Source organism: Nostoc paludosum FACHB-159, from assembly GCF_014698835.1.
Taxonomy (GTDB): Bacteria; Cyanobacteriota; Cyanobacteriia; order Cyanobacteriales; family Nostocaceae; genus Nostoc; species Nostoc paludosum.
Genome location: NZ_JACJTU010000013.1, coordinates 121,833 through 140,699, shown reverse-complemented (window position 1 = coordinate 140,699; position 18,867 = coordinate 121,833). Strand labels below are relative to the sequence as shown.

Below are 18,867 nucleotides of genomic sequence, written 5' to 3'. Positions count from 1 at the left end.
ATGGGGCATAGGGCATAGGGCATGGGGCATTGGTTATTTTGCTTACCTCCCCATCTCCCTACTCCCACTCCCTTTAATTTCTATGCCAACGCGTGCCTTCACGGCTATCAATTAGCGTAATACCTTGTGCTTGCAGTTCGTTACGAATGCGATCGCTTTCGGCAAAATCTCTGGCTTGACGTGCTGCTTGTCTTTGCTGAATTTTAGCTTCAATTTCGGCATCGCTTAAACCTTCTGTTGTCGAAGTTTCTATTTCTGGCTTGGCTTCTAAACCCAATACTCCAGCCAAGGTGACGAGTGTTTGCCATTGGCGTTGTAACTCCAAAGCTGGTGTTTCGGTTTTTCCTTGATGCACAAGAATATTTCCTTCACGGTGGAGTTCTTTTGCCAATTCAAACAGCACTGTTAAGCCACCAGGAAAATTAAAGTCATCATTAACGAGTTGTTGGAAGCGCTCAATGTATGAATTTTGGATTTTAGATTTTGGATTTTCGATTAGGGAATTTTCTGCTTTTTCTACTTCCCAGCCTAGTTGTTTGCCGTATTGGTAGCCGAAAAGTAAGCCTGCTTTGAGAGTTTGCCAAGCGTTTGTTTTATCTGCGATCGCTTCGTCGGTAAAATCTATGGGTGTGCGATATTGGGCTGTCAGCACTAATAAACGCACCGCCATCGGGTCAACTCCTCGATCTAGCAATTCTCGGATGGTGATAAAGTTGCCCAAGGATTTGGACATTTTTTCGCCATCAACTTTTACCATACCGTTATGTAACCAGTAATGCGCTAGGGGTTTTCCTGTGACAGCCTCAGATTGGGCAATTTCGTTTTCGTGGTGGGGAAAAATTAAGTCAGCACCGCCAGCGTGAATATCTATGGTATCGCCCAAGCGATCGCGCACCATTGCTGAGCATTCAATGTGCCACCCTGGACGACCTGCACCCCACGGTGACTTCCAAGCCGGTTCTCCCGGTTTTGCTGCTTTCCACAGAGCAAAATCAAAGGGGTCTTTCTTTTTCTGATATTCTGGATCTTCTACGTTGACGCGATCGCTAGCTCCGGCTTGCATATCTTCTAACCTGCGTCCGGAAAGTTTGCCGTACTCAGAAAACCGTCGTACTGCATAATACACATCGCCGTCAGCGGGGTAAGCAAAGCCTTTATTTTCTAAATCGTGAATTAACCGCAAAATTCCATTCATTGTGTGAGTAGCACGGGGATATTCATCAGCTTCTTTGATTCCCAACCGTGCCATGTCCTCAAAATATGCTTTGATGAAGCGATCGGCTACGGCTTCCATTGATGAATGCTCAACACACGCTCGATTGAGAATTTTGTCATCAATATCAGTAAAATTTTGAATATAACGTACTTCATAGCCGATAAACTGTAGGTATCGGCGTACTACGTCCCAAACGATGCAAGCTCTGGCATGACCCAAATGGCAATAATCATATACCGTCACGCCGCAGTAATACATCTTAACCTTGCCTGGTTCGACTGTTTCAAACGGTTCTTGACGACGGGTGAGGGTATTGTAAAGGGTTAGGGTCATAATCAACTAATGCTGAAATAGAGAGATACGCAATAATAAAGTAAGCAACTGGGATGACAGTCCAGCATCCCTATGCTAGTGTTTTCTGGACTATCTGCGCTACATTACTATTTTTGATTTTTTGATAACAGCGCTATGCAATCAGCAGCTACTTCCGAATCTCAGGCAATGGATACACCCAAACAAGGAATGCCAGTAACAATTATTACGGGTTTCCTTGGTAGTGGCAAAACGACTTTACTTAATCATATCCTCAACAACCAACAGGGTTTAAAGACCGCTGTTTTAGTCAATGAATTTGGCGAAATTGGCATCGACAATGAGCTAATCGTTTCCACTGGTGAGAACATGGTGGAACTAAATAACGGTTGTATCTGCTGCACTATTAATAATGATTTAGTAGATGCAGTTTACAAAGTTTTAGAACGCCAAGAAAATCTAGATTACCTAGTAGTAGAAACCACTGGTCTAGCAGATCCGCTACCAGTAGCCCTAACATTTTTGGGTACAGAATTGCGGGATTTAACTCGCTTAGATTCGATTATCACTGTAGTAGATGCGGCGAATTACAGTTTAGATTTATTTAATTCTCAAGCAGCATACAGCCAGATTGCCTATGGTGATGTAATTGTCTTGAACAAGACAGATTTAGTTGATGAAGCTACTTTGAATGAATTAGAGACGAAAATTAACGAAGTTAAGGAAGGAGCAAGAATTCTCCGTACCACGCGATCGCAAGTGCCACTTCCGTTAATTCTCAGTGTCGGTCTGTTTGAGTCTGATAAATATTTTGACACAGTGGTGGATGAACACGAACATCACGACCATCACCATCACGACCACGACCACGACCACTCAACATGCGGTCATGACCATCACGACCATGACCATGAACATGAACACCATCACCATCACTCTGACCATTTAGAAAATGATGGCTTTACTTCTATATCTTTCCAGAGTGACAAACCTTTTTCTATTAGGAAGTTTCAGTATTTCTTAGATAACCAGCTACCCTCGAATATTTTCCGCGCCAAGGGGATTATGTGGTTTGATGAAAGTCCGAAGCGTCATATTTTCCACCTTTGTGGTAAACGCTTCACCTTGGATGATGATGATTGGCAAGGTCAACCCAAAAACCAACTAGTGCTGATTGGTCAAAATCTGGATCGTGAAACTTTAATCACTCAAATAGAAAACTGCATTTGCCTACCTTCTAATAGTCGCGGTAAAGGGTTTGGAAAATAAAAGTAGAGACATGATTAACCCTTGTCTGTACTAGAGGATTAATCACGTCTGTACAAGAATTAGGAGTTAAAATTGTGTACTTGTTCCCAGGTTTTGCCTGGGAATGTATTTTTACTGGTTCCGTCATCGATTTTACTCGATGAAAATCACAGTTAAATGCAAAGGCAGCTTAGCGATCGCATTTTCTCATCTCAACTCCTGACTTCTTATGCGCGTTATCATCCAGCGAGTTAAATCATCTCAAGTTATCGTTAACGGCGAAATCATTGGTAAAATCGGGCGGGGACTCAATTTACTTGTAGGCATTGCTAATACCGATACTGATGCTGAACTCGACTGGATGGTGCATAAGTGCTTAGAATTGCGGCTGTTTCCTGCTGAACAAGGAGACGAACGTTGGCAAAAATCCGTGCAAGAAATTGGCGGTGAGTTGTTGGTAGTTAGTCAGTTTACCCTGTACGGTGATTGTCGCAAAGGTCGTCGCCCTTCTTTTGACCGCTCAGCCGCTCCTCAATCAGCAGAAGATTTATATAATCGTTTTGTTACCAGGTTAAGAGCCAGCAGTTTGCACGTAGAAACTGGCCAATTCGGTGCAATGATGCAAGTTTCCATTGAAAACGATGGCCCAGTAACTTTGTTACTTGAAAAAGAAGCAGTATAAGTATATACACTAATAAAAATATGAATCACAGCCGCCTCTAGACTGTGGGGTTCTAATTGATGAGAGAATATTAAACTAACGATCGCAAAAGTTTAAATTCATTTATCATGGCGAAAATACAGTTTGCTAGAGGTGTTGACGAAGAAGTAGTTCCAGACGTGCGTTTGACGCGAGGACGCAGTGGTGAAACTGGCACGGCAACATTTATTTTTGAAAATCCCAAGATTTTAGACCAAGGCGGCACCGACGACATCACCGGGATGTACCTGATTGACGAAGAAGGCGAAATCATCACCCGTGAAGTTAAGGCTAAATTTGTTAACGGGAGACCAGAAGGATTAGAAGCAGTTTACATTATGAAATCCCCCGAAGAATGGGATCGCTTTATGCGCTTCATGCAGCGATATGGCGATGAAAACGGTCTTGGACTCAGTAAAAATCAAGGATAGGACATAGGGCATAGGGCATGGGGCATAGGGCAAACAGGGAGTGTGGGAGGATGGGAAAGATTTCTTTCCCATCCTCCCACACTCCCCACACTTCCCTATCTCCTCATCTCCCCGCGTCAGAGCGTCAGAGCGTCTCCCCATCTCCCCATCTCCCCATGACACAACAACCCCACCCAGACTCATCTGGAATCACACTGACTTGTGCCGTGGTCACAGTCAGCGATACACGCACGCCCGAAACAGACAAAAGTGGTCAGCTAATTCAGCAGTTACTCATTGCTGCCAACCATGCTGTAGGAGCCTATGCGATTATTAAAGATGAGCCAACACAAATTCAAGAGCAGATAGAAAATCTCGGTAAAACTGCAAATTTGGATGCTGTAATTTTTAATGGTGGTACAGGTATTGCACCGAGAGATACTACCTATGATGCAATTGAGCAGTTACTAGAGAAAACCTTGCCGGGATTTGGTGAGTTATTTCGTTTTTTAAGTTATCAAGAAATTGGTTCGCGGGCGATCGCTTCTCGCGCCGTTGCTGGTATTTATCAAAATAAATTAATCTTCTCGCTTCCTGGTTCCAGTAATGCTGTGCGGTTGGGTATGGAAAAACTGATTTTACCGGAACTGGCTCATTTAGTAAGTCAAATGCGGAAATAGAGTTAGACTGGTGAATATTTAAGTATAATCGCGTAATTATTGGTAAAGCTATGGAGCCTGTATCACTGACGTTGTAGACATTTTAGAGCAACGGTTAGGTGTGGAGCATCCTAATAACCCAAGTTGCTAGTTACAGATTTAGGCGATCGCCTCAACTCACAACAGTAAAATTCAAGTTCCCAACCTCATCAATCTAGCTTTTATCTCCAAGTTCCGTGTTCTAAACTCCAAGTTTCCTGTTCCCAACGAGAACGTTCCTGTTCTAAGTGAGAATGTTCCTGTTTCAAATGAGAACATTTCTATTTCAAGTGAGAATGTTCCTGTTTCAAACGAGAACATTTCTATTTCAAGTGAGAATGTTCCTGCCTCAAACGAGAATATTTCTATTTCAAGTGAGAATGTTCTTGTTTGAAGTGACAACGTTTTAGTTTCGAGCTAGTCGTTTCTTGTTCTGAGGTGGAATGATGGTGTTGTAAAGGCGTTGGCGTAGCCCGTCGCAGACATCGCTGTGGTAAAATTTCTTAAGTAAGGCTGGGCGATGGCTTCTCGCGGTGTTACTGGTATTTATCAAAATAAATACTACGTACTGTTGTGGTAATGTAAGTACGTTTGGTAAGCAAAAGGGAAAAGCATTGTTAAGCGAATATCATAGAAAAAAGTTACTGCATCACTTTTACTGTCTGGATGCCGATAATTCTGGCTTCATTGGGAAAGAAGATGCTGAGATTTTTGCTCAGAGGTTCGCCAAAATCCGTGGCGCAGACCTTGGTTCAGAGATTCACAAAGATTTATTGTTTAAGTGGCTTGATGTTTGGGAGAATTTTTGGTCTAAAGCGGATTTGGATGGAGATGGTAAGGTAAGTCCAGAAGAATTTTGTCAGGGCATAGAGAAAGCGGTTTCAAATCCAGATTACAACGACCCTTTAATAGAGACTTTGTTTGACATTCTTGATTTAGACAGTGATGGTCACATATCACAACAAGAGCATCGTCTCTTCTTCAGTGTGTTTGACTTAGATGCTGAAAAATCAGCTTTTGTTTTCTCCAAGCTTGATATCGATAAAGACGGTATCCTCTCTAAAGAAGAGTTTGTTTCTGCTAAGAGAGAATTTCTAACTGAAAAAGAACCCGGTGCTGTAGGCAACTGGTTTTGGGGTTCTGTGGAGTAATGCACGCCATGATTTTGGCGGATTCCCTTTATTTTTGCGTGCATTGGGGTGCTTGTGCTTTGAATTATATTGTCTTCTTCCTTGACCAATTACTAGTAGAGAATGTCCCAGCTTTAACCCAAGCAAAATCCAGTTTTCCAGGGTTGAGCATAATTCATCTTTCTCTAATTGAGTGGTCAGGATTGGGAAAAGTCATGGATAGCGCATTGTTAAATACAGTTGCAGCATCCTGAAAATAAACCTCAAGATTTAGTGTCGCTTTGTCTTAATTCCATTCAAATTCCATGTAAAATTATTCACTTGATTCCAAATAAAAAAAACCCCGAAGCTTCGAGGGTTTTTTTTTAAATTAGTTTTTCAACAATTTTTAGAATGGAGCGATCGCTAAACAAATAACAGCTAAAATCGCAGCGATGATATAAAACACTCCAACTACTTGCAATTCTGACCAGCCTGTTAGCTCTAAATGATGGTGTAGGGGTGCCATTTTGAAAAGACGCTTGCCTTTGCCATCGGGGCCTTTAGTGGCTTTGTAGTAACTTACTTGTGCCATCACAGACAGAGTTTCTACGAAGAAGATACCACTGAGAATGAACAGGGCTACTAAGCTATTTGTTAACAATGCTACAGCCGCTAAAGCTCCTCCCAGTGCTAAAGAACCAGTATCTCCCATAAAAACGCGGGCTGGGTTGCGGTTATGGGCTAAGAAACCTAAGCAACCACCACTTAAAGCTGCACAGAAAACCATCAAGCCCGGTGCTGTGGGTGCTATTAGGGCGCCCAAGGCTAAAAGAGCGATCGCAACTGTTCCGCCTGCTAAGCCATCAATACCATCAGTTAAATTAGTAGCATTACTTTCTGCAACTAGCACAAAACCTGCTACAGGCCAGAATAAAAATCCTAAGGGTAGTGTAAAGCTAACCCAAGGCAAAGCTATATTTGTAATATTAGAAGGTTGATTAAACATCAGCCATAAACAAAACACCACCGCAAAACTTACTTGTAAAGCCAGTTTCATCCGGGGGGATATACCTTTATTTGACTTACGGCGGAGAATTTGCCAATCGTCGAGCCAGCCAATCAATCCATAGCTGATTGTTAATGCTGAAACTGCAAGCACCTCTGTCGCAAAATTAGACAATACACAGGCAAGTATCACAGCTACAGGAACAAAAAATATACCGCCCATTGTGGGAGTCCCTGCCTTTTTCAGATGAGCTTGGGGCCCATCCTCGCGGATTATTTGTCCGGTTTTGAGTGCTTGTAGTACAGGTATTACCAAATAGCCCATGATACCTGAAGCCAGCGCAGACAACAATAGTGGCAGGGTTAGCGACATAGCTTGCCAAGGTAACCGATTTGCCATCCAATCCAAGAAAAATGCGGTTGTGCCTAACCCCACGGCTAATAAAGAGGCTAGAGCGATTCCAGAAATGTTTAATCCTTGCTCAGGAGATAATTTAGCGTCCACAGAATTTTCCCTTCACTCCACACTTACAAAAGTAAATACCAGAAACGAGGCATATTACCAAGTTCCTCAAGACAAATTTTTAATCTTCAGCGATACCGATATCGTCGTCATCATCAAGGTCGTAATCGCCAATTCCGTCTTCTACGCCCATTAAGGAGTCTATTTCTTCTTCGTCATCTTGAAAATCGGGTTCGTGAACGTCTCGCGCTATGAGACGACCGTTAGTTTGTAACCAATCTAGGAGGGAAGATTCTTGCTTTAGGGGGATGACATCGGCTCGTTGATTACGAGGTTCCTCACGTAATGGAGAGTTCAACATATCGACGAAGACAACAAAAGGTTTACGTAACTTGACATTTAGAGTCTATCACTTGACACGGATTAATTTAGTTATCCTTTCAACCCTTGAGTTGATAAATCCGCATTGAGATAGAAATTTTTATTTAATAGGCTTATGGTTTACGGAAAGTGGTTATTAGTAATTTTTTTGGCTTTACACATAGGTTATGAATAACTTGTTTATGCTGATGAAAAGAGAGTGATTTTTGAGGTTACAGACTATGCTCGGAAAAACGGCTCTTATTGATGCAATCGCTGGTACAAATCGCGGTCTGTTGGCGACCCAAACACAGAAACAGGCCATCTTAGCAGCGATCGCTAACTTAGAAGACTTTAATCCTACACCACGTCCGGTGGAAGCTAAGGAATTGCTAGATGGCAATTGGCGATTACTATACACCACTAGCAACGCTCTTTTAAACTTAGATCGTCTACCTTTGTGCAAACTAGGTCAAATCTATCAGTGTATCCGGGTAGAAACCACCAGCGTTTACAACATAGCAGAGATTTACGGCTTACCTTATTTAGAAGGATTAATCAGCGTTGCTGCAAAATTTCAACCAGTTTCACATCGACGCGTCGAAGTAAAATTTGAGCGGTCTATTATCGGCTTACAACGTTTAATAGAATACAATTCTCCGGGAACTTTTATCCAACAAATTGAAGCAGGTAGAAAATTTCCGGCAATTGATTTTGCTATAAACAACAATCAACAGCAAGGCTGGTTAGATATTACTTATATAGATAACGATTTGCGAATCGGGAGAGGTAACGAGGGAAGTGTGTTCGTATTGAGTAAAACATAAGCTTATGCAAAAATACTGTTCGCGAACGAAGGTACGTTATAACGAGAACTTTGTCAAGGAGGGTTAAACACTATTTTCAACTGGTGACTGGGGATCGGTGGCTGGGGAAATGAGGAGAGAATTTCACCCCACCTTTCCCTAACTCCCAATGCCCAATGCCCCATGCCCCATGCCCAATGCCCTGTTTGGCCAATGCCCAATTTTCCATACCCTACAACCTAATTCAGACAAATAACTTAACAAAGGCTCTTGCTGCGACCTTCAGGTTGTAGAGTGAAATCAATTAGCCCTCTAAATTGGCAATTGATAACTAAAAGGGAAAGTAATCATGGTTCAACGTGGCTCTAAAGTACGTATTCTCCGCCCTGAATCCTACTGGTTTCAAGATGTAGGAACCGTGGCTTCTATCGATCAAAGCGGCATCAAATACCCAGTAATTGTCCGTTTTGAAAAGGTAAACTACTCCGGTATTAATACCAACAACTTTGCTCAAGACGAACTATTAGAAGTCGAAGCACCAAAGGCTAAGGCGAAAAAATAAGCAGCAAACCCACAAGGGGATTGCTTAATGGGATGATGAAGGGAAGCCTCAAGTATGAAATCTGAAATATGAAACTTTCAGTTCTTTCATCCTTGCTCTTAGCCTACCCTAATCTATAAGAAGCCGCCCTGCGGGTATTTACGGTTTCTGTTTAGAGTAGTATGGTAAAGCCACCTACGGGTGTTTACATACTTTGTCATCTTTGTTTGCTTAGTCCCCGAATATACTAAACTTTGCTCGCTTAATCAGCTTAAATGCCTGAACTGCCTGAAGTTGAAACAGTCCGAAAGGGTCTAAATCAATTGACCCTCAATCAAAAAATTACGGGTGGAGATGTGTTGCTCGATCGCACCATCGCCTACCCGTTTTCTGTCGGTGAGTTTATTGATGGAATTAAAAACAGTGCGTACCCCGGAGGGGTTGGCGCAGCCATCGCTATTTGGCATCGTCGCGGCAAATATCTCGTAGCTGAACTCACCTCCTCATCTCCCTCCTCAACCAGTTGGCTAGGGGTTCATCTGCGGATGACTGGTCAACTATTGTGGGTGGATCGAGATGAACCTTTACATAAGCACACGCGAGTCAGATTATTCTTTGGCGATCGGCAAGAATTACGGTTTGTCGATCAACGCACTTTTGGACAAATGTGGTGGGTTCCGCCTGGTATTCCTGTAGAAAGTGTGATAACGGGTTTGGCAAAATTGGCAGCCGACCCATTTTCAGATGAATTCAGCGTTGACTATCTAGCAAGTAAACTCCAAAAGCGTCGCCGTCCCATTAAAACTGCATTATTGGATCAGTCGGTGGTGGCTGGGTTGGGTAATATTTACGCTGATGAAGCACTATTTAAGAGCGGAATTTTACCTGAAACGTTGTGTACCGATTTAAAGCTAAAGCAAATCGAGAATTTACGAACAGCGATAATTCAGGTCTTAGAAACGAGTATTGAGGCTGGTGGTACAACTTTTAGTAATTTTCTCAATGTTAAGGGCGTTAATGGCAACTACGGAGGCGTAGCTTGGGTTTATAACCGCGCTGGAGAACCTTGTCGAGTTTGTGATACGCCTATTATGCGGACTAGGCTTGCTGGGCGATCGAGTCACTTTTGTCCTGAGTGTCAAAGGGGGTAGGTAGAGACGCGATGAATCGCGTTTGTACGGGAGACGCAATTCATCGCGTCTGTACAAGAGTAGAGAGTTTTTAGAGCTTAAAATGTGACTTGTGAGTTCTAAGTCTTCTAGAATGCAGATAAAACAAGTTACAAATTTGAGAGGGGAACTCATGGCAGTTAAAAAAGGCGATATGGTTCGCGCCGTCCGGGAAAAACTAGAAAACAGTCTAGAAGCAAAAGCTAGTGATACTCGCTTTCCTTCCTATTTATTCGACTCTAAGGGCGAAATTGTAGACCTTAAAGGTGATTATGCACTTGTTAAGTTTGGGAAAGTGCCAACGCCAAATATTTGGTTACGTGTAGATCAACTCGAAGAGTTTAAATAAGAAAAAAGAGTTTAGAATTCAGAATTCAGAAGTCAAAATTGAGCATTCATTCTGTCTTCTGGATTCTAAACTATTATTGAAATTAATTGCATAATAAAACGGAATTCACGAGTCAGGGGTCAGAGTTCTGCAATTGAATTTTGTGTGAGTGATGGATGAATAAACCGGTTTAAATTCGTTACTAAATTTTTAATTTGGTGGTCTAGAATTATTGGTGGGTGCTACTTTAAACCAATTGATTCTGAATTCTGAATTCTGAATCCTGTATTCTTCTTTTATTTATGTCTTTTTCTTCTAACTCCCCGATTGTGTGTAATTTACCCCGTGTCACCATTGTTGGTGCGGGTAGGGTTGGCAGTACTTTAGCCCAACGCATTGCTGAGAAAAACTTAGCAGATGTAGTTTTGCTAGATATCATTCTAGGAATGCCCCAAGGTCTAGCGCTGGATTTAGTTGAGGCTAGGGGAATTGAATTACATAATCGTCAGATTATTGGCACAAATAATTATGCTGATACATCTGGTTCGCAAATTGTGGTGATTACGGCAGGAATTCCCCGAAAAACAGGTATGAGTCGGGATGATTTGCTGAAAACTAATGCCAAGATTGTAGTCGAAGCGGCTAAGAATGCGATCGCCTATTCTCCCAATGCCATTTTTATTGTCGTTACTAATCCTTTGGATGTGATGACTTATTTGGCTTGGCAAGCAACTGGTTTACCACGCAGTCGAATTATGGGTATGGCTGGTGTGTTGGATTCTGCCCGTTTTGAAACCTTCATTGCCCTGGAATTAGGAGTTTTACCCGCTGATGTCAAAGCAATGGTACTGGGTAGCCACGGCGATTTAATGGTGCCTTTGTCTCGTTATGCTACTGTTAACGGCATTCCCATCACAGAATTGCTGGATACAGCTACAATTGCACGTTTGGTGGAAAGAACTCGCAATGGCGGTGCTGAAATTGTGGAATTAATGCAGACGGGTGGCGCTTTTTTTGCTCCTGCATCGGCTACTAGTGTGATGGTGGAATCAATTTTATTAAATCAATCGAGATTGTTACCAGCGGCGGCTTATCTTCAAGGTGAATACGGTTTAGAAGATGTTGTGATTGGCGTTCCCTGTCGGTTGGGATGCAGTGGGATTGAAAGTGTGTTGGAATTAAATCTCACTGATGGAGAAAGAGAGGCTTTGCATACTTCGGCTCAATCTGTACGGAAAAATATTGAGCGATCGCAGGAAATTTTGGCTAATAATTAGGTGATGGCAATTTTGGACTTCGGCTACGCTCAGCCGAAGGATTTTGGATTAAATGTCTTTACTAAAAGTACTATGAAACTGCCCACGCATAAAACGTGTGGGCAGTTTCATAAAATATTAGTTTTCTGTTAACGGCGGTAATCCTGGTCTGCGGGGTCGCCATAGGGGTCTTCGCTGGCTGGGCGAACATCGCCGTAAGATCCTATATCTGCGGGGTCACCGTAGGGATCTTCGCTAGCTGGGCGGACGTTACCGTAAGATGCGATATCTGCGGGGTCGCCGTAGGGGTCTTCGCTGGCTGGGCGAACATCGCCGTAAGATGCGATGTCTGCGGGGTCGCCGTAGGGGTCTTCGCTAGCTGGGCGAACATTTCCGTATGATGCTGGGTCTGCGGGGTCGCCGTAGGGGTCTTCGCTAGCTGGACGGACATCGCGATCGCCATATCGATCTATTTCAGCTTGGTCGCGGTTTGACCCCAAGAGGAAATCTTTCGCCTTTCGCAAAAAGTCATCTACCATGATTTATCTCCTGATTTAAATTCGTGTTTCCGACATCGGCGATCGGCGTTATCCTCTCGGAACAGGCCTTGCCGATCTAAAGTCCCGGTGCTGCTAATGAAACTAAGTTACTTAGGTCGCGACCTGTGGAGCGTCCGTTATAACCTTGGAAATCCTGGTACTGTCGCGCCTCAGATTCCGGTACTCGAATTCCTTCTGATGGTGGAGTTACCCAGTGAGCGCGATGTTCAGCATCGCGGTAGTATACACGACCGTTTTTAGAAAGATAGTACTTACCTTGCGCTCCTTCTTGGGGAGCATTTTTATGCTGGTTGTAAAGGTAGTAAAGTGCTGCTGCACCTGCCAAAATCGCCACTTTTTGACCGCCAGACAAGCCCTTTTTAACTTCGGGTTGGGTGCTGCGATCGCTCACTGTTCTACCAACGCTATCATCAACTGGTGGTGGCACATTGGCACTTCGGGAACCGCCTCCGCAGCTACTCAGCAATGGCACTGTTAGCAATGCCGAAAGCAAAACAGCCAGCAAACGTGAAACTACTTTACGTTCTTTAAATATTGTAATCATCGGATCTCATCATCATCTACGTTTACTAAAAGCCTTGCTGTTGTAGCAACAGAGTTAGAGTTCCTGTTAGTTTACCTGGAATTACAAAAACATTTACTGCTGATTTACAACAGCACAACTACAGCATTTCATTAATATAATGAGCAATTTTATTGAATATTACATCTTGCCTTTGAGGGAAACTCACTTCATCCCAACGAAATATTTTGTTGATTTTTGATGAATTTCTTTCCTGTAAACATAAAAATATTCAGCAATTTCTCGGTTATTTTTTTGTGCTAAATTACTTAAAAAGATACAGCTAGCATAAATACTTTTGTCAAAAAAAGCACACAACATGGCATTAAAAAACACGATCCAAGTAAAAACTCGTCTGCTTTTGGCTTTATGGGATTTAGGAGGAATACAGCAAGAAGTTAAGAAAGGTAAATTTACTAAGCGAATTGTATCGAAAAAACAAAAATTAGCAGATTATCAGAATGTATTTAAGGAATTAGAGAACCAAGGAGCGATCGCAATTTCCAAAAAGGGGTACTCTCTGATATCTCCCAAGGGATTAGAGGTATTGGGTGAGGGTTTGAGGAGTGGTGATTTTAAGTTTGAAGGGACGATTGTCGGAACTTGGGCGGCGAATGCCTTGGTGAAGTGGATTCGTGAAAAAGGCATTGTGGTAGCTAGTGCAGATGTAAGAGTCAATGGGAAGAGTGGGGCGATCGCATCTTACGACGAGTTTAAATCTGCGGCGTTGGAAGTTTACGACAAGCTGAACCAAAACTACAACTTAGATGATTTAGTGCCAATTTATCGGATTAGGAGAGAAATAGGCGATCGGGTTAGTCGTGAAGATTTCAATAAGTGGCTATTAGAAATGCAAGAGAAGGACATTTTGCAACTCCAAGGCGGTAGCTTGTCAGACAGCGATTCGGACAAATTGGAAGATTCCATAACTACCCCAGTAAGTGGGTTACGCTGCTACGCCAAGCGTTTAAACTCATAAATCAATTTTTAGGTTGCTCTTCACACTCTCTCAAACGTCAATTTTAGATGTTGTGCAGCTACAAATAATGAGCAATCCAAAATCTAGTATCCAAAATCCAAAATTCACCTCACTCTAGATCAATGTCTAACGACAACGGCCTAATTAATGCCATTAAAAATCACAACCCATTTGACAGACCTTTAGTAGTTAGAAGTCAAGATATTTGGGTCACAGGTTTTCCTGACGTTCCCTCCTTAAATGCCCATGCCTCGGATGCTGTTTTTGATGCGATTGAAAGAGTTCGCACCAAACAACAGCCAGTCATAGGCATTACGATCAAGGCTGAAAGAGGACTAGGTAAAAGCCATCTTATCAGTCGAATTCGTCACCAACTTCAGGCTGATGGTAGTGCTTTATTTGTTTATACAAGCGAGATTAACGATTTAAATCGAATTAAAGGTGAATTTTTACGAAATTTAGCAAATAGCCTCAAACACATCGGTAGCCAAGGAATGAGCCAGTGGCGGGAATTAGCAACTGCTATTTTCAATGAAGCTTACAACAAAGCTTTCACACCTGATGAGATGGTTCGTCACTTTTCTGAAGTTTTAAGAGTAAATTCCAAGGTAGTTGAGCATTGGACTGATAAAGTCTTGGGAATTAAGCATGATATTGAAAACCCTGACATTATTGCTGCGATTTTATGGACACTTTCTTCTAATCCATCTGAGGAGCGTTACGCTATAAACTGGCTTGCTGGTCAAGAACTACCACAATCAAGAGCTGATGCACTAGGTTTAGCAAACTCCAGCGCTCAGGATAGAGAAGCCCAAGCTTTCAGCACAGTTCGTCAAATTCTTGACTTGATTAGTGATTACAAACCAATAGTCATTTGTTTTGATGAATTAGAAAGTATTCTTATGTGTAATGATGCCGGATTCACAGCATCACAAGTTACTGCTATTTTAGCGAAAGATTTATACGATAAGATTAAACGCGGTGTTTTTATAACAGCGATGTTTCCTCAAACCTGGACTGATCAAATAAGAGCTTTAAAAGAGGCAGAATCAGTTACAGATCGGATCGCTCAAAGAACTATTGAGTTAACTTATCTCAAATCTGAAGATGTTATTGCCTTAGTTTCCCAGTGGTTAAAAGACTTTTATAACCAACAGGAAGTAACACCGCCTTATTCAGTTTATCCTTTTGATGAAGAGAAACTGAAAGAACTGGGAAAGGAAAGACCAATGGTAAGAAAAGTATTGCAGTGGTGTAAAGAAAACTGGAGCGTTCCAACTATAATAATACCTCCAACACCGCCTAAGCATCCAGTAGAATCTGCTTACAATAATGAAATAGCGGCTCTTAACAATAAGATAAAAGATGAGATTGAGGATAACAAAAAAGTCGCTAATGCACTGCAATTTAGCTTTTCTACTCTAGTTGGACAAACTTTAGAAAATGTCCAAATTATAGAAATTTTAGATGTTAAAGCTCGTAGTGCAGACCAAGGATATATAAATTTTAAAATTGTTGGTCAGGAAAACGGCAATGTTGTCAAAATTGGAGTCTCTGTTCTTGAAGGAGTTAGCGGTAGATTTCTCCAAGCTGGATTAAAACGCTTAATTGAATACCAAGAGTTTGATTTAACTCGTGGCTGCTTAGTTCGTTCTAAAAAAATTAGTAGTGGTACTAAAGCTAAACAATATTTAGATGCACTTTTGTCACGTCATCTAGGTGGCGAATGGGTATTATTAAAAAGTGAAGAAATTAAGCCACTTTTAGCCATTAATTATGTTATGAAGGCCAGAAATGATTATGAATTAACTGAAGCAGAAATCATTGATTTTGCTCTACAAAATCGAATACTACTTGATAATAATCTCATACGTGAAATTCTCAGCGATCCGTCTGGGCAAATTCCTGAAGATGCTATTGATGAAGATATTTAAAAAATTTACCTTAAATTAAAAGCTTGAGCTAAAGAAACCAACCCCGTAGAAGTAGACTTATTTTTTTAGTCGCAATATTTGAATTTTTCAGCAATAATGAATAATTCTGTTGTCATTAATACTGCTATTTGCTTGCCTGCACCAGATATTGAGGCATTAATTCAAGGACGAGTAATTGTCGCTATGTGCAAAAATTATATCGTTCCAGAGCGTCAATTTGCCCTTTATCCAAGCGATGGTTCAATTAATATACTGCCAGTTGACCAGTACTATCAATCAAATTTCTTGACTACTGCTAAAACTATTCTTGCCCAAGTAAGTGCTGAAACTATATCAGTTAGAGCCTGGGTAAGATGTGAAAAGTGTGAACCTCTAGATAATACTGAATCATTGTCTGCTTTATCACGGCTAACAATTTGGACTACAGAAGCTTTACAAGAAATATTAACGCAAAGACATAATATTTTTTTGTTATACTTACGGGTATATCACTTACCCAAAGTAATTACACTCTCTATAAAGGTAAACAGCCAGTTTGTTTACTTAGCAGAACCTTTAACTATTTCCGAAGTCACACCCGTATTAGAAGATCGCACCTTCGCTCAACGCAAACGCCAACTAGAAAATCGACAGCCACCACTACATCCTGAACTTGAAGAATTACAAAGTGCGATCGCATCTCTAATCATTAGCCAACCAGCAGCGAAACAATTAGACGATGATATCAAAGTATTTTTAGGTTGGAGTAGTGAAAAGTTAATTAAGCAACCCAATGCAAATTTAGCTTGGATAAATGATATCGCAAAATTAGGCGATCGCAGCATCGAACAAGATGAGAAAAAAAGCAACTACCAAGCTGGTACAGATTTTGAAAATATCGCACGTCAAAGTCTAGAGTTTTTAGGCTTCAAAGTTGAAAATGCTTACAAAGGTGGTGCTGGAGGCTTAGATTTATATTGTTCAAAACCTTACCCTATTATTTGTGAGTGTAAGGCGGGTAAGCTGATTCCGAGTCGAACTGTTGAGGAATTACTAAAACTTGGTGGGATGCACTTAGGAAAAACTCAACTACTAACTTCAGCTAAGTTAGTAATTGGCCCTGGTAATCCATCTCCAGATACACTAAAAGCCGCTAAAGAATGGGAAGTAAGTATTATTAATGCTATGACTTTACAAAAGCTCGTTGAATTGAAAGCAAAATATCCAGGTGCTATTAATTTAGTTGAATTACAGCAATATCTAGAACCAGGGCAAATTGACTATAAAATTGATGAATATATTGATAAAGTAGAGAAAGTGATTAAGTTGCGATCGCACATTATCCAGCTTGTCAAAAAGCATCTAGAGAAAACAGATGATGTAAATGTTGGAGTAGATGCCCTTCTTGTTGCATATATTTATGACAATCCACCTGAGTCTTTAAAAGATAAAGAATTATACGAAATTTTGATAGAACTTTCTTCGCCATTAACAGGCTATTTAGGAAGAATTAAAGGTAGTGATTGGAAGGGCGATCGCTTTTACTTTCTGCGTGATTTACCTATTCATCTAAAATAAACTAGTGTATGATTGCCAAAAAAAGACCAATTTATTCATCTGGTTCGGCAAATAAAGATTCTATATTTCGATAACCGCTAACTACACGGACGATTTCAATTCCATTATCTATAACCCGATAAAGAATAATGTAGCCATCTAAAGGAACACCTCGCAAATTAACTTTAATATTTTCGTAGCTGCGCCCCATATTTGGGAAACTAGCTAAATATCTACACTTTTTGTCAAACTTTTCAACAAAACTCTCGCCAGCATTAATATTTTTAGTTACAAAATAGTCAATAATTTCTGATAAATCCTGACTTGCTTCTGGAGAAATAATATGTCGCTTCATCCTTGAGCTTCTCTCGCTTGACGCAGTTTTTCTCGCAATTGTTCAACTACAACCTCTCCATCAATACCTTGCCCTTTATCTAGTTGTTCAATAGCGACCTCAACTTTTTCCCGCGTTTCTTCAACCCATTGCTGATAACCTTTTTCCCACTCTAATAGCAATTTCAATGCTTTACTAATCACTTCTTCAGGATTTGCATATCTCCCTGTAGCAATTTGCGCTTGGATAATTTGCTCTAATTCAGGTTTAATTTGAATATTCATGATTTCACTTCCAATTGATTGACAGCTTTAATCTTGTTATAACAGCATTTCAACTAAGATAATTTGAATAGCAATTTAATCTTAATAGCGTCTTATCCTAAGACATAGGAGCTATCCCCAAGTTAAGATACCAGCTTGATAATTCACGACCAACGGCAGAATCTTTAGCCATTCTGAACCTAATAAAATTTCTGTAATTTCATCGCCTGCAAAAGCTAGAATCTGATACTCTTGTCCATTTAATTGCACATTACCTAAATAGACATCAAAAATTTTTTCACCCTGTGCAGTTAGTAATTCTTGGTCACGAATAAATTCCCAATCTAGAGCATCTAAATCTTGTTTATTAATAGCTAAAAAGCCTGTGAACCCAGTATCTAACATGGCATCCACAGGCAGATTTAATCCATCAGATGTAATCAAATCAATTTCAAAAAATAACTGACCATTATTACCAAAGATACCCTGAATCATATTGTACCAGTGGCTCCAGTCTCATTCAGGCAAAAAATACAATGTACAGCATTTGGGTGTCGATCGCGTGCTTTCTGACTAGCTACTTCTATATCTTCATCAATGAAATAATCTCCACTATCTGGTTCCACTGCAATATACCAGCCATAGTGTTCTTCGATATATTCTGGACACACACGCTCGAATATTGCGCGACAACGCTGATGAAATACTTCGCGTTCCGCTTTCCGTCTAGCAAGTTCTTCTGGTGGTAAAGTACGTTCTGGAAAGATTCTACCCCGGCGTGCGGGTTGTTTTGCAGTTGATTCCGTCATGGTTTAACCCTACCTCTTGATGCTGCTTTAACTTTCTTTAACTTTATATTATGGGAACTAACAACGAAGGATGCCGAATCTAAGCATCGCTATGTTGAATTTTTTCTCAGTAATTGTAATTTATAGTGATAAACTTTACAAAAATCTTATACTTAGCTACTGTGTATTTTCATTTACAACAGATAGTCAACTAAATACTGTCGAAGAGTCTTCTTATACTTACTACACTGGTATTCACTAATTAAAATTCACTAGCAAGTTTAAGA

At 40.9% G+C, this 18,867-nt stretch carries 24 protein-coding genes; 14 read left to right on the top strand and 10 right to left on the bottom strand.

All coding sequences use genetic code 11. The features are described from left to right. Window positions 1-73: 73 nt before the first annotated feature. Complete coding sequence (gene cysS, locus H6H03_RS15670; protein WP_190956011.1) at window positions 74-1,549, bottom strand: cysteine--tRNA ligase; 1,476 nt, start codon at window positions 1,547-1,549, stop codon at window positions 74-76. A gap of 135 nt (window positions 1,550-1,684) precedes the next feature. On the opposite strand from cysS, the gene H6H03_RS15665 reads away from it, so the two are divergent. The 6 genes from H6H03_RS15665 to H6H03_RS15640 all read left to right on the top strand — a co-directional run bounded on the left by H6H03_RS15665 (window position 1,685) and on the right by H6H03_RS15640 (window position 5,968). Further along, complete coding sequence (locus H6H03_RS15665; protein ID WP_190956010.1) at window positions 1,685-2,797, top strand: CobW family GTP-binding protein; 1,113 nt, start codon at window positions 1,685-1,687, stop codon at window positions 2,795-2,797. A gap of 208 nt (window positions 2,798-3,005) precedes the next feature. Beyond that, window positions 3,006-3,458, top strand: coding sequence for a D-aminoacyl-tRNA deacylase (gene dtd, locus H6H03_RS15660; protein WP_190956009.1), 453 nt, complete (start codon window positions 3,006-3,008; stop codon window positions 3,456-3,458). Between the two features lie 107 nt (window positions 3,459-3,565). Continuing rightward, window positions 3,566-3,907 (top strand): photosystem II reaction center protein Psb28, encoded by a 342-nt coding sequence (gene psb28, locus H6H03_RS15655; protein WP_190956008.1) that lies wholly within the window; start codon window positions 3,566-3,568, stop codon window positions 3,905-3,907. A 155-nt stretch (window positions 3,908-4,062) separates the two neighbouring features. After that, complete coding sequence (locus tag H6H03_RS15650) at window positions 4,063-4,566, top strand: MogA/MoaB family molybdenum cofactor biosynthesis protein (RefSeq protein ID WP_190956058.1); 504 nt, start codon at window positions 4,063-4,065, stop codon at window positions 4,564-4,566. 551 nt (window positions 4,567-5,117) lie between these two features. Then, window positions 5,118-5,735 (top strand): EF-hand domain-containing protein, encoded by a 618-nt coding sequence (locus tag H6H03_RS15645; RefSeq protein ID WP_313931851.1) that lies wholly within the window; start codon window positions 5,118-5,120, stop codon window positions 5,733-5,735. Beyond that, window positions 5,735-5,968 carry a hypothetical protein gene (locus H6H03_RS15640; protein WP_190956007.1) on the top strand — a complete coding sequence of 78 codons (234 nt, stop codon included), beginning with the start codon at window positions 5,735-5,737 and terminating at the stop codon, window positions 5,966-5,968. The genes H6H03_RS15645 and H6H03_RS15640 overlap by 1 nt, the downstream gene beginning before the upstream one ends. 134 nt (window positions 5,969-6,102) lie before the next feature. Here the strand turns inward: H6H03_RS15640 and mraY are convergent, their stop codons facing one another. Beyond that, window positions 6,103-7,206 (bottom strand): phospho-N-acetylmuramoyl-pentapeptide-transferase, encoded by a 1,104-nt coding sequence (mraY, locus tag H6H03_RS15635; RefSeq protein ID WP_190956006.1) that lies wholly within the window; start codon window positions 7,204-7,206, stop codon window positions 6,103-6,105. Window positions 7,207-7,285: 79 nt separating this feature from the next. Further along, on the bottom strand, window positions 7,286-7,525 hold the full coding sequence (locus H6H03_RS15630; protein WP_190956005.1) for a DUF3134 domain-containing protein: 240 nt from the start codon (window positions 7,523-7,525) through the stop codon (window positions 7,286-7,288). A 241-nt stretch (window positions 7,526-7,766) separates the two neighbouring features. Between H6H03_RS15630 and H6H03_RS15625 the strand changes: the two genes are divergently transcribed. Then, entirely contained in the window at window positions 7,767-8,351 is a 585-nt protein-coding gene (locus tag H6H03_RS15625) for a PAP/fibrillin family protein (protein WP_190956004.1), read from the top strand. A 76-nt stretch (window positions 8,352-8,427) separates the two neighbouring features. On the opposite strand, the gene H6H03_RS41315 is transcribed toward H6H03_RS15625, so the two are convergent. Next, window positions 8,428-8,559, bottom strand: a complete 132-nt coding sequence (locus tag H6H03_RS41315; protein ID WP_277926153.1) for a hypothetical protein — start codon at window positions 8,557-8,559, stop codon at window positions 8,428-8,430. Between the two features lie 120 nt (window positions 8,560-8,679). On the opposite strand from H6H03_RS41315, the gene H6H03_RS15620 reads away from it, so the two are divergent. From H6H03_RS15620 to mdh, 4 genes are all read left to right on the top strand, one after another. Beyond that, window positions 8,680-8,892: a photosystem I reaction center subunit IV gene (locus H6H03_RS15620; RefSeq protein WP_096536781.1), complete on the top strand. Its 213-nt coding sequence runs from the start codon at window positions 8,680-8,682 to the stop codon at window positions 8,890-8,892. Between the two features lie 254 nt (window positions 8,893-9,146). Beyond that, window positions 9,147-10,022 (top strand): DNA-formamidopyrimidine glycosylase, encoded by an 876-nt coding sequence (locus H6H03_RS15615; RefSeq protein ID WP_190956003.1) that lies wholly within the window; start codon window positions 9,147-9,149, stop codon window positions 10,020-10,022. 151 nt (window positions 10,023-10,173) lie between these two features. Further along, on the top strand, window positions 10,174-10,389 hold the full coding sequence (gene ndhO / locus H6H03_RS15610; RefSeq protein WP_190956002.1) for an NAD(P)H-quinone oxidoreductase subunit O: 216 nt from the start codon (window positions 10,174-10,176) through the stop codon (window positions 10,387-10,389). 281 nt (window positions 10,390-10,670) lie between these two features. Continuing rightward, window positions 10,671-11,645: a malate dehydrogenase gene (gene mdh, locus H6H03_RS15605; RefSeq protein WP_190956001.1), complete on the top strand. Its 975-nt coding sequence runs from the start codon at window positions 10,671-10,673 to the stop codon at window positions 11,643-11,645. A 128-nt stretch (window positions 11,646-11,773) separates the two neighbouring features. Here mdh and H6H03_RS15600 read toward each other — a convergent pair whose 3' ends face one another. Together H6H03_RS15600 and H6H03_RS15595 are read right to left on the bottom strand one after the other, a co-directional pair. After that, window positions 11,774-12,163 carry a translation initiation factor gene (locus tag H6H03_RS15600; protein ID WP_190956000.1) on the bottom strand — a complete coding sequence of 130 codons (390 nt, stop codon included), beginning with the start codon at window positions 12,161-12,163 and terminating at the stop codon, window positions 11,774-11,776. A gap of 76 nt (window positions 12,164-12,239) precedes the next feature. After that, window positions 12,240-12,728, bottom strand: a complete 489-nt coding sequence (locus H6H03_RS15595) for a hypothetical protein (RefSeq protein WP_190955999.1) — start codon at window positions 12,726-12,728, stop codon at window positions 12,240-12,242. A gap of 337 nt (window positions 12,729-13,065) precedes the next feature. On the opposite strand from H6H03_RS15595, the gene H6H03_RS15590 reads away from it, so the two are divergent. From H6H03_RS15590 to H6H03_RS15580, 3 genes are all read left to right on the top strand, one after another. Then, on the top strand, window positions 13,066-13,725 hold the full coding sequence (locus H6H03_RS15590) for a hypothetical protein (protein WP_190955998.1): 660 nt from the start codon (window positions 13,066-13,068) through the stop codon (window positions 13,723-13,725). A gap of 122 nt (window positions 13,726-13,847) precedes the next feature. After that, window positions 13,848-15,659 carry a P-loop NTPase fold protein gene (locus H6H03_RS15585; RefSeq protein WP_190955997.1) on the top strand — a complete coding sequence of 604 codons (1,812 nt, stop codon included), beginning with the start codon at window positions 13,848-13,850 and terminating at the stop codon, window positions 15,657-15,659. A 96-nt stretch (window positions 15,660-15,755) separates the two neighbouring features. Beyond that, window positions 15,756-17,216 (top strand): DUF1802 family protein, encoded by a 1,461-nt coding sequence (locus H6H03_RS15580; RefSeq protein ID WP_190955996.1) that lies wholly within the window; start codon window positions 15,756-15,758, stop codon window positions 17,214-17,216. 31 nt (window positions 17,217-17,247) lie between these two features. Here H6H03_RS15580 and H6H03_RS15575 read toward each other — a convergent pair whose 3' ends face one another. From H6H03_RS15575 to H6H03_RS15560, 4 genes are all read right to left on the bottom strand, one after another. Then, the gene (locus H6H03_RS15575; protein ID WP_190955995.1) at window positions 17,248-17,550 is read right to left on the bottom strand and encodes a type II toxin-antitoxin system RelE/ParE family toxin; all 303 of its coding nucleotides are present in this window, start codon (window positions 17,548-17,550) and stop codon (window positions 17,248-17,250) included. Further along, window positions 17,547-17,813, bottom strand: a complete 267-nt coding sequence (locus H6H03_RS15570) for a ribbon-helix-helix domain-containing protein (RefSeq protein ID WP_190955994.1) — start codon at window positions 17,811-17,813, stop codon at window positions 17,547-17,549. Before H6H03_RS15570 ends, H6H03_RS15575 begins: the two co-directional genes overlap by 4 nt. Window positions 17,814-17,924: 111 nt before the next feature. Continuing rightward, window positions 17,925-18,287, bottom strand: coding sequence for an aspartyl protease (locus tag H6H03_RS15565; protein WP_190955993.1), 363 nt, complete (start codon window positions 18,285-18,287; stop codon window positions 17,925-17,927). Next, window positions 18,284-18,601: a hypothetical protein gene (locus H6H03_RS15560; RefSeq protein ID WP_190955992.1), complete on the bottom strand. Its 318-nt coding sequence runs from the start codon at window positions 18,599-18,601 to the stop codon at window positions 18,284-18,286. The genes H6H03_RS15565 and H6H03_RS15560 overlap by 4 nt, the downstream gene beginning before the upstream one ends. Window positions 18,602-18,867 lie beyond the last annotated feature (266 nt).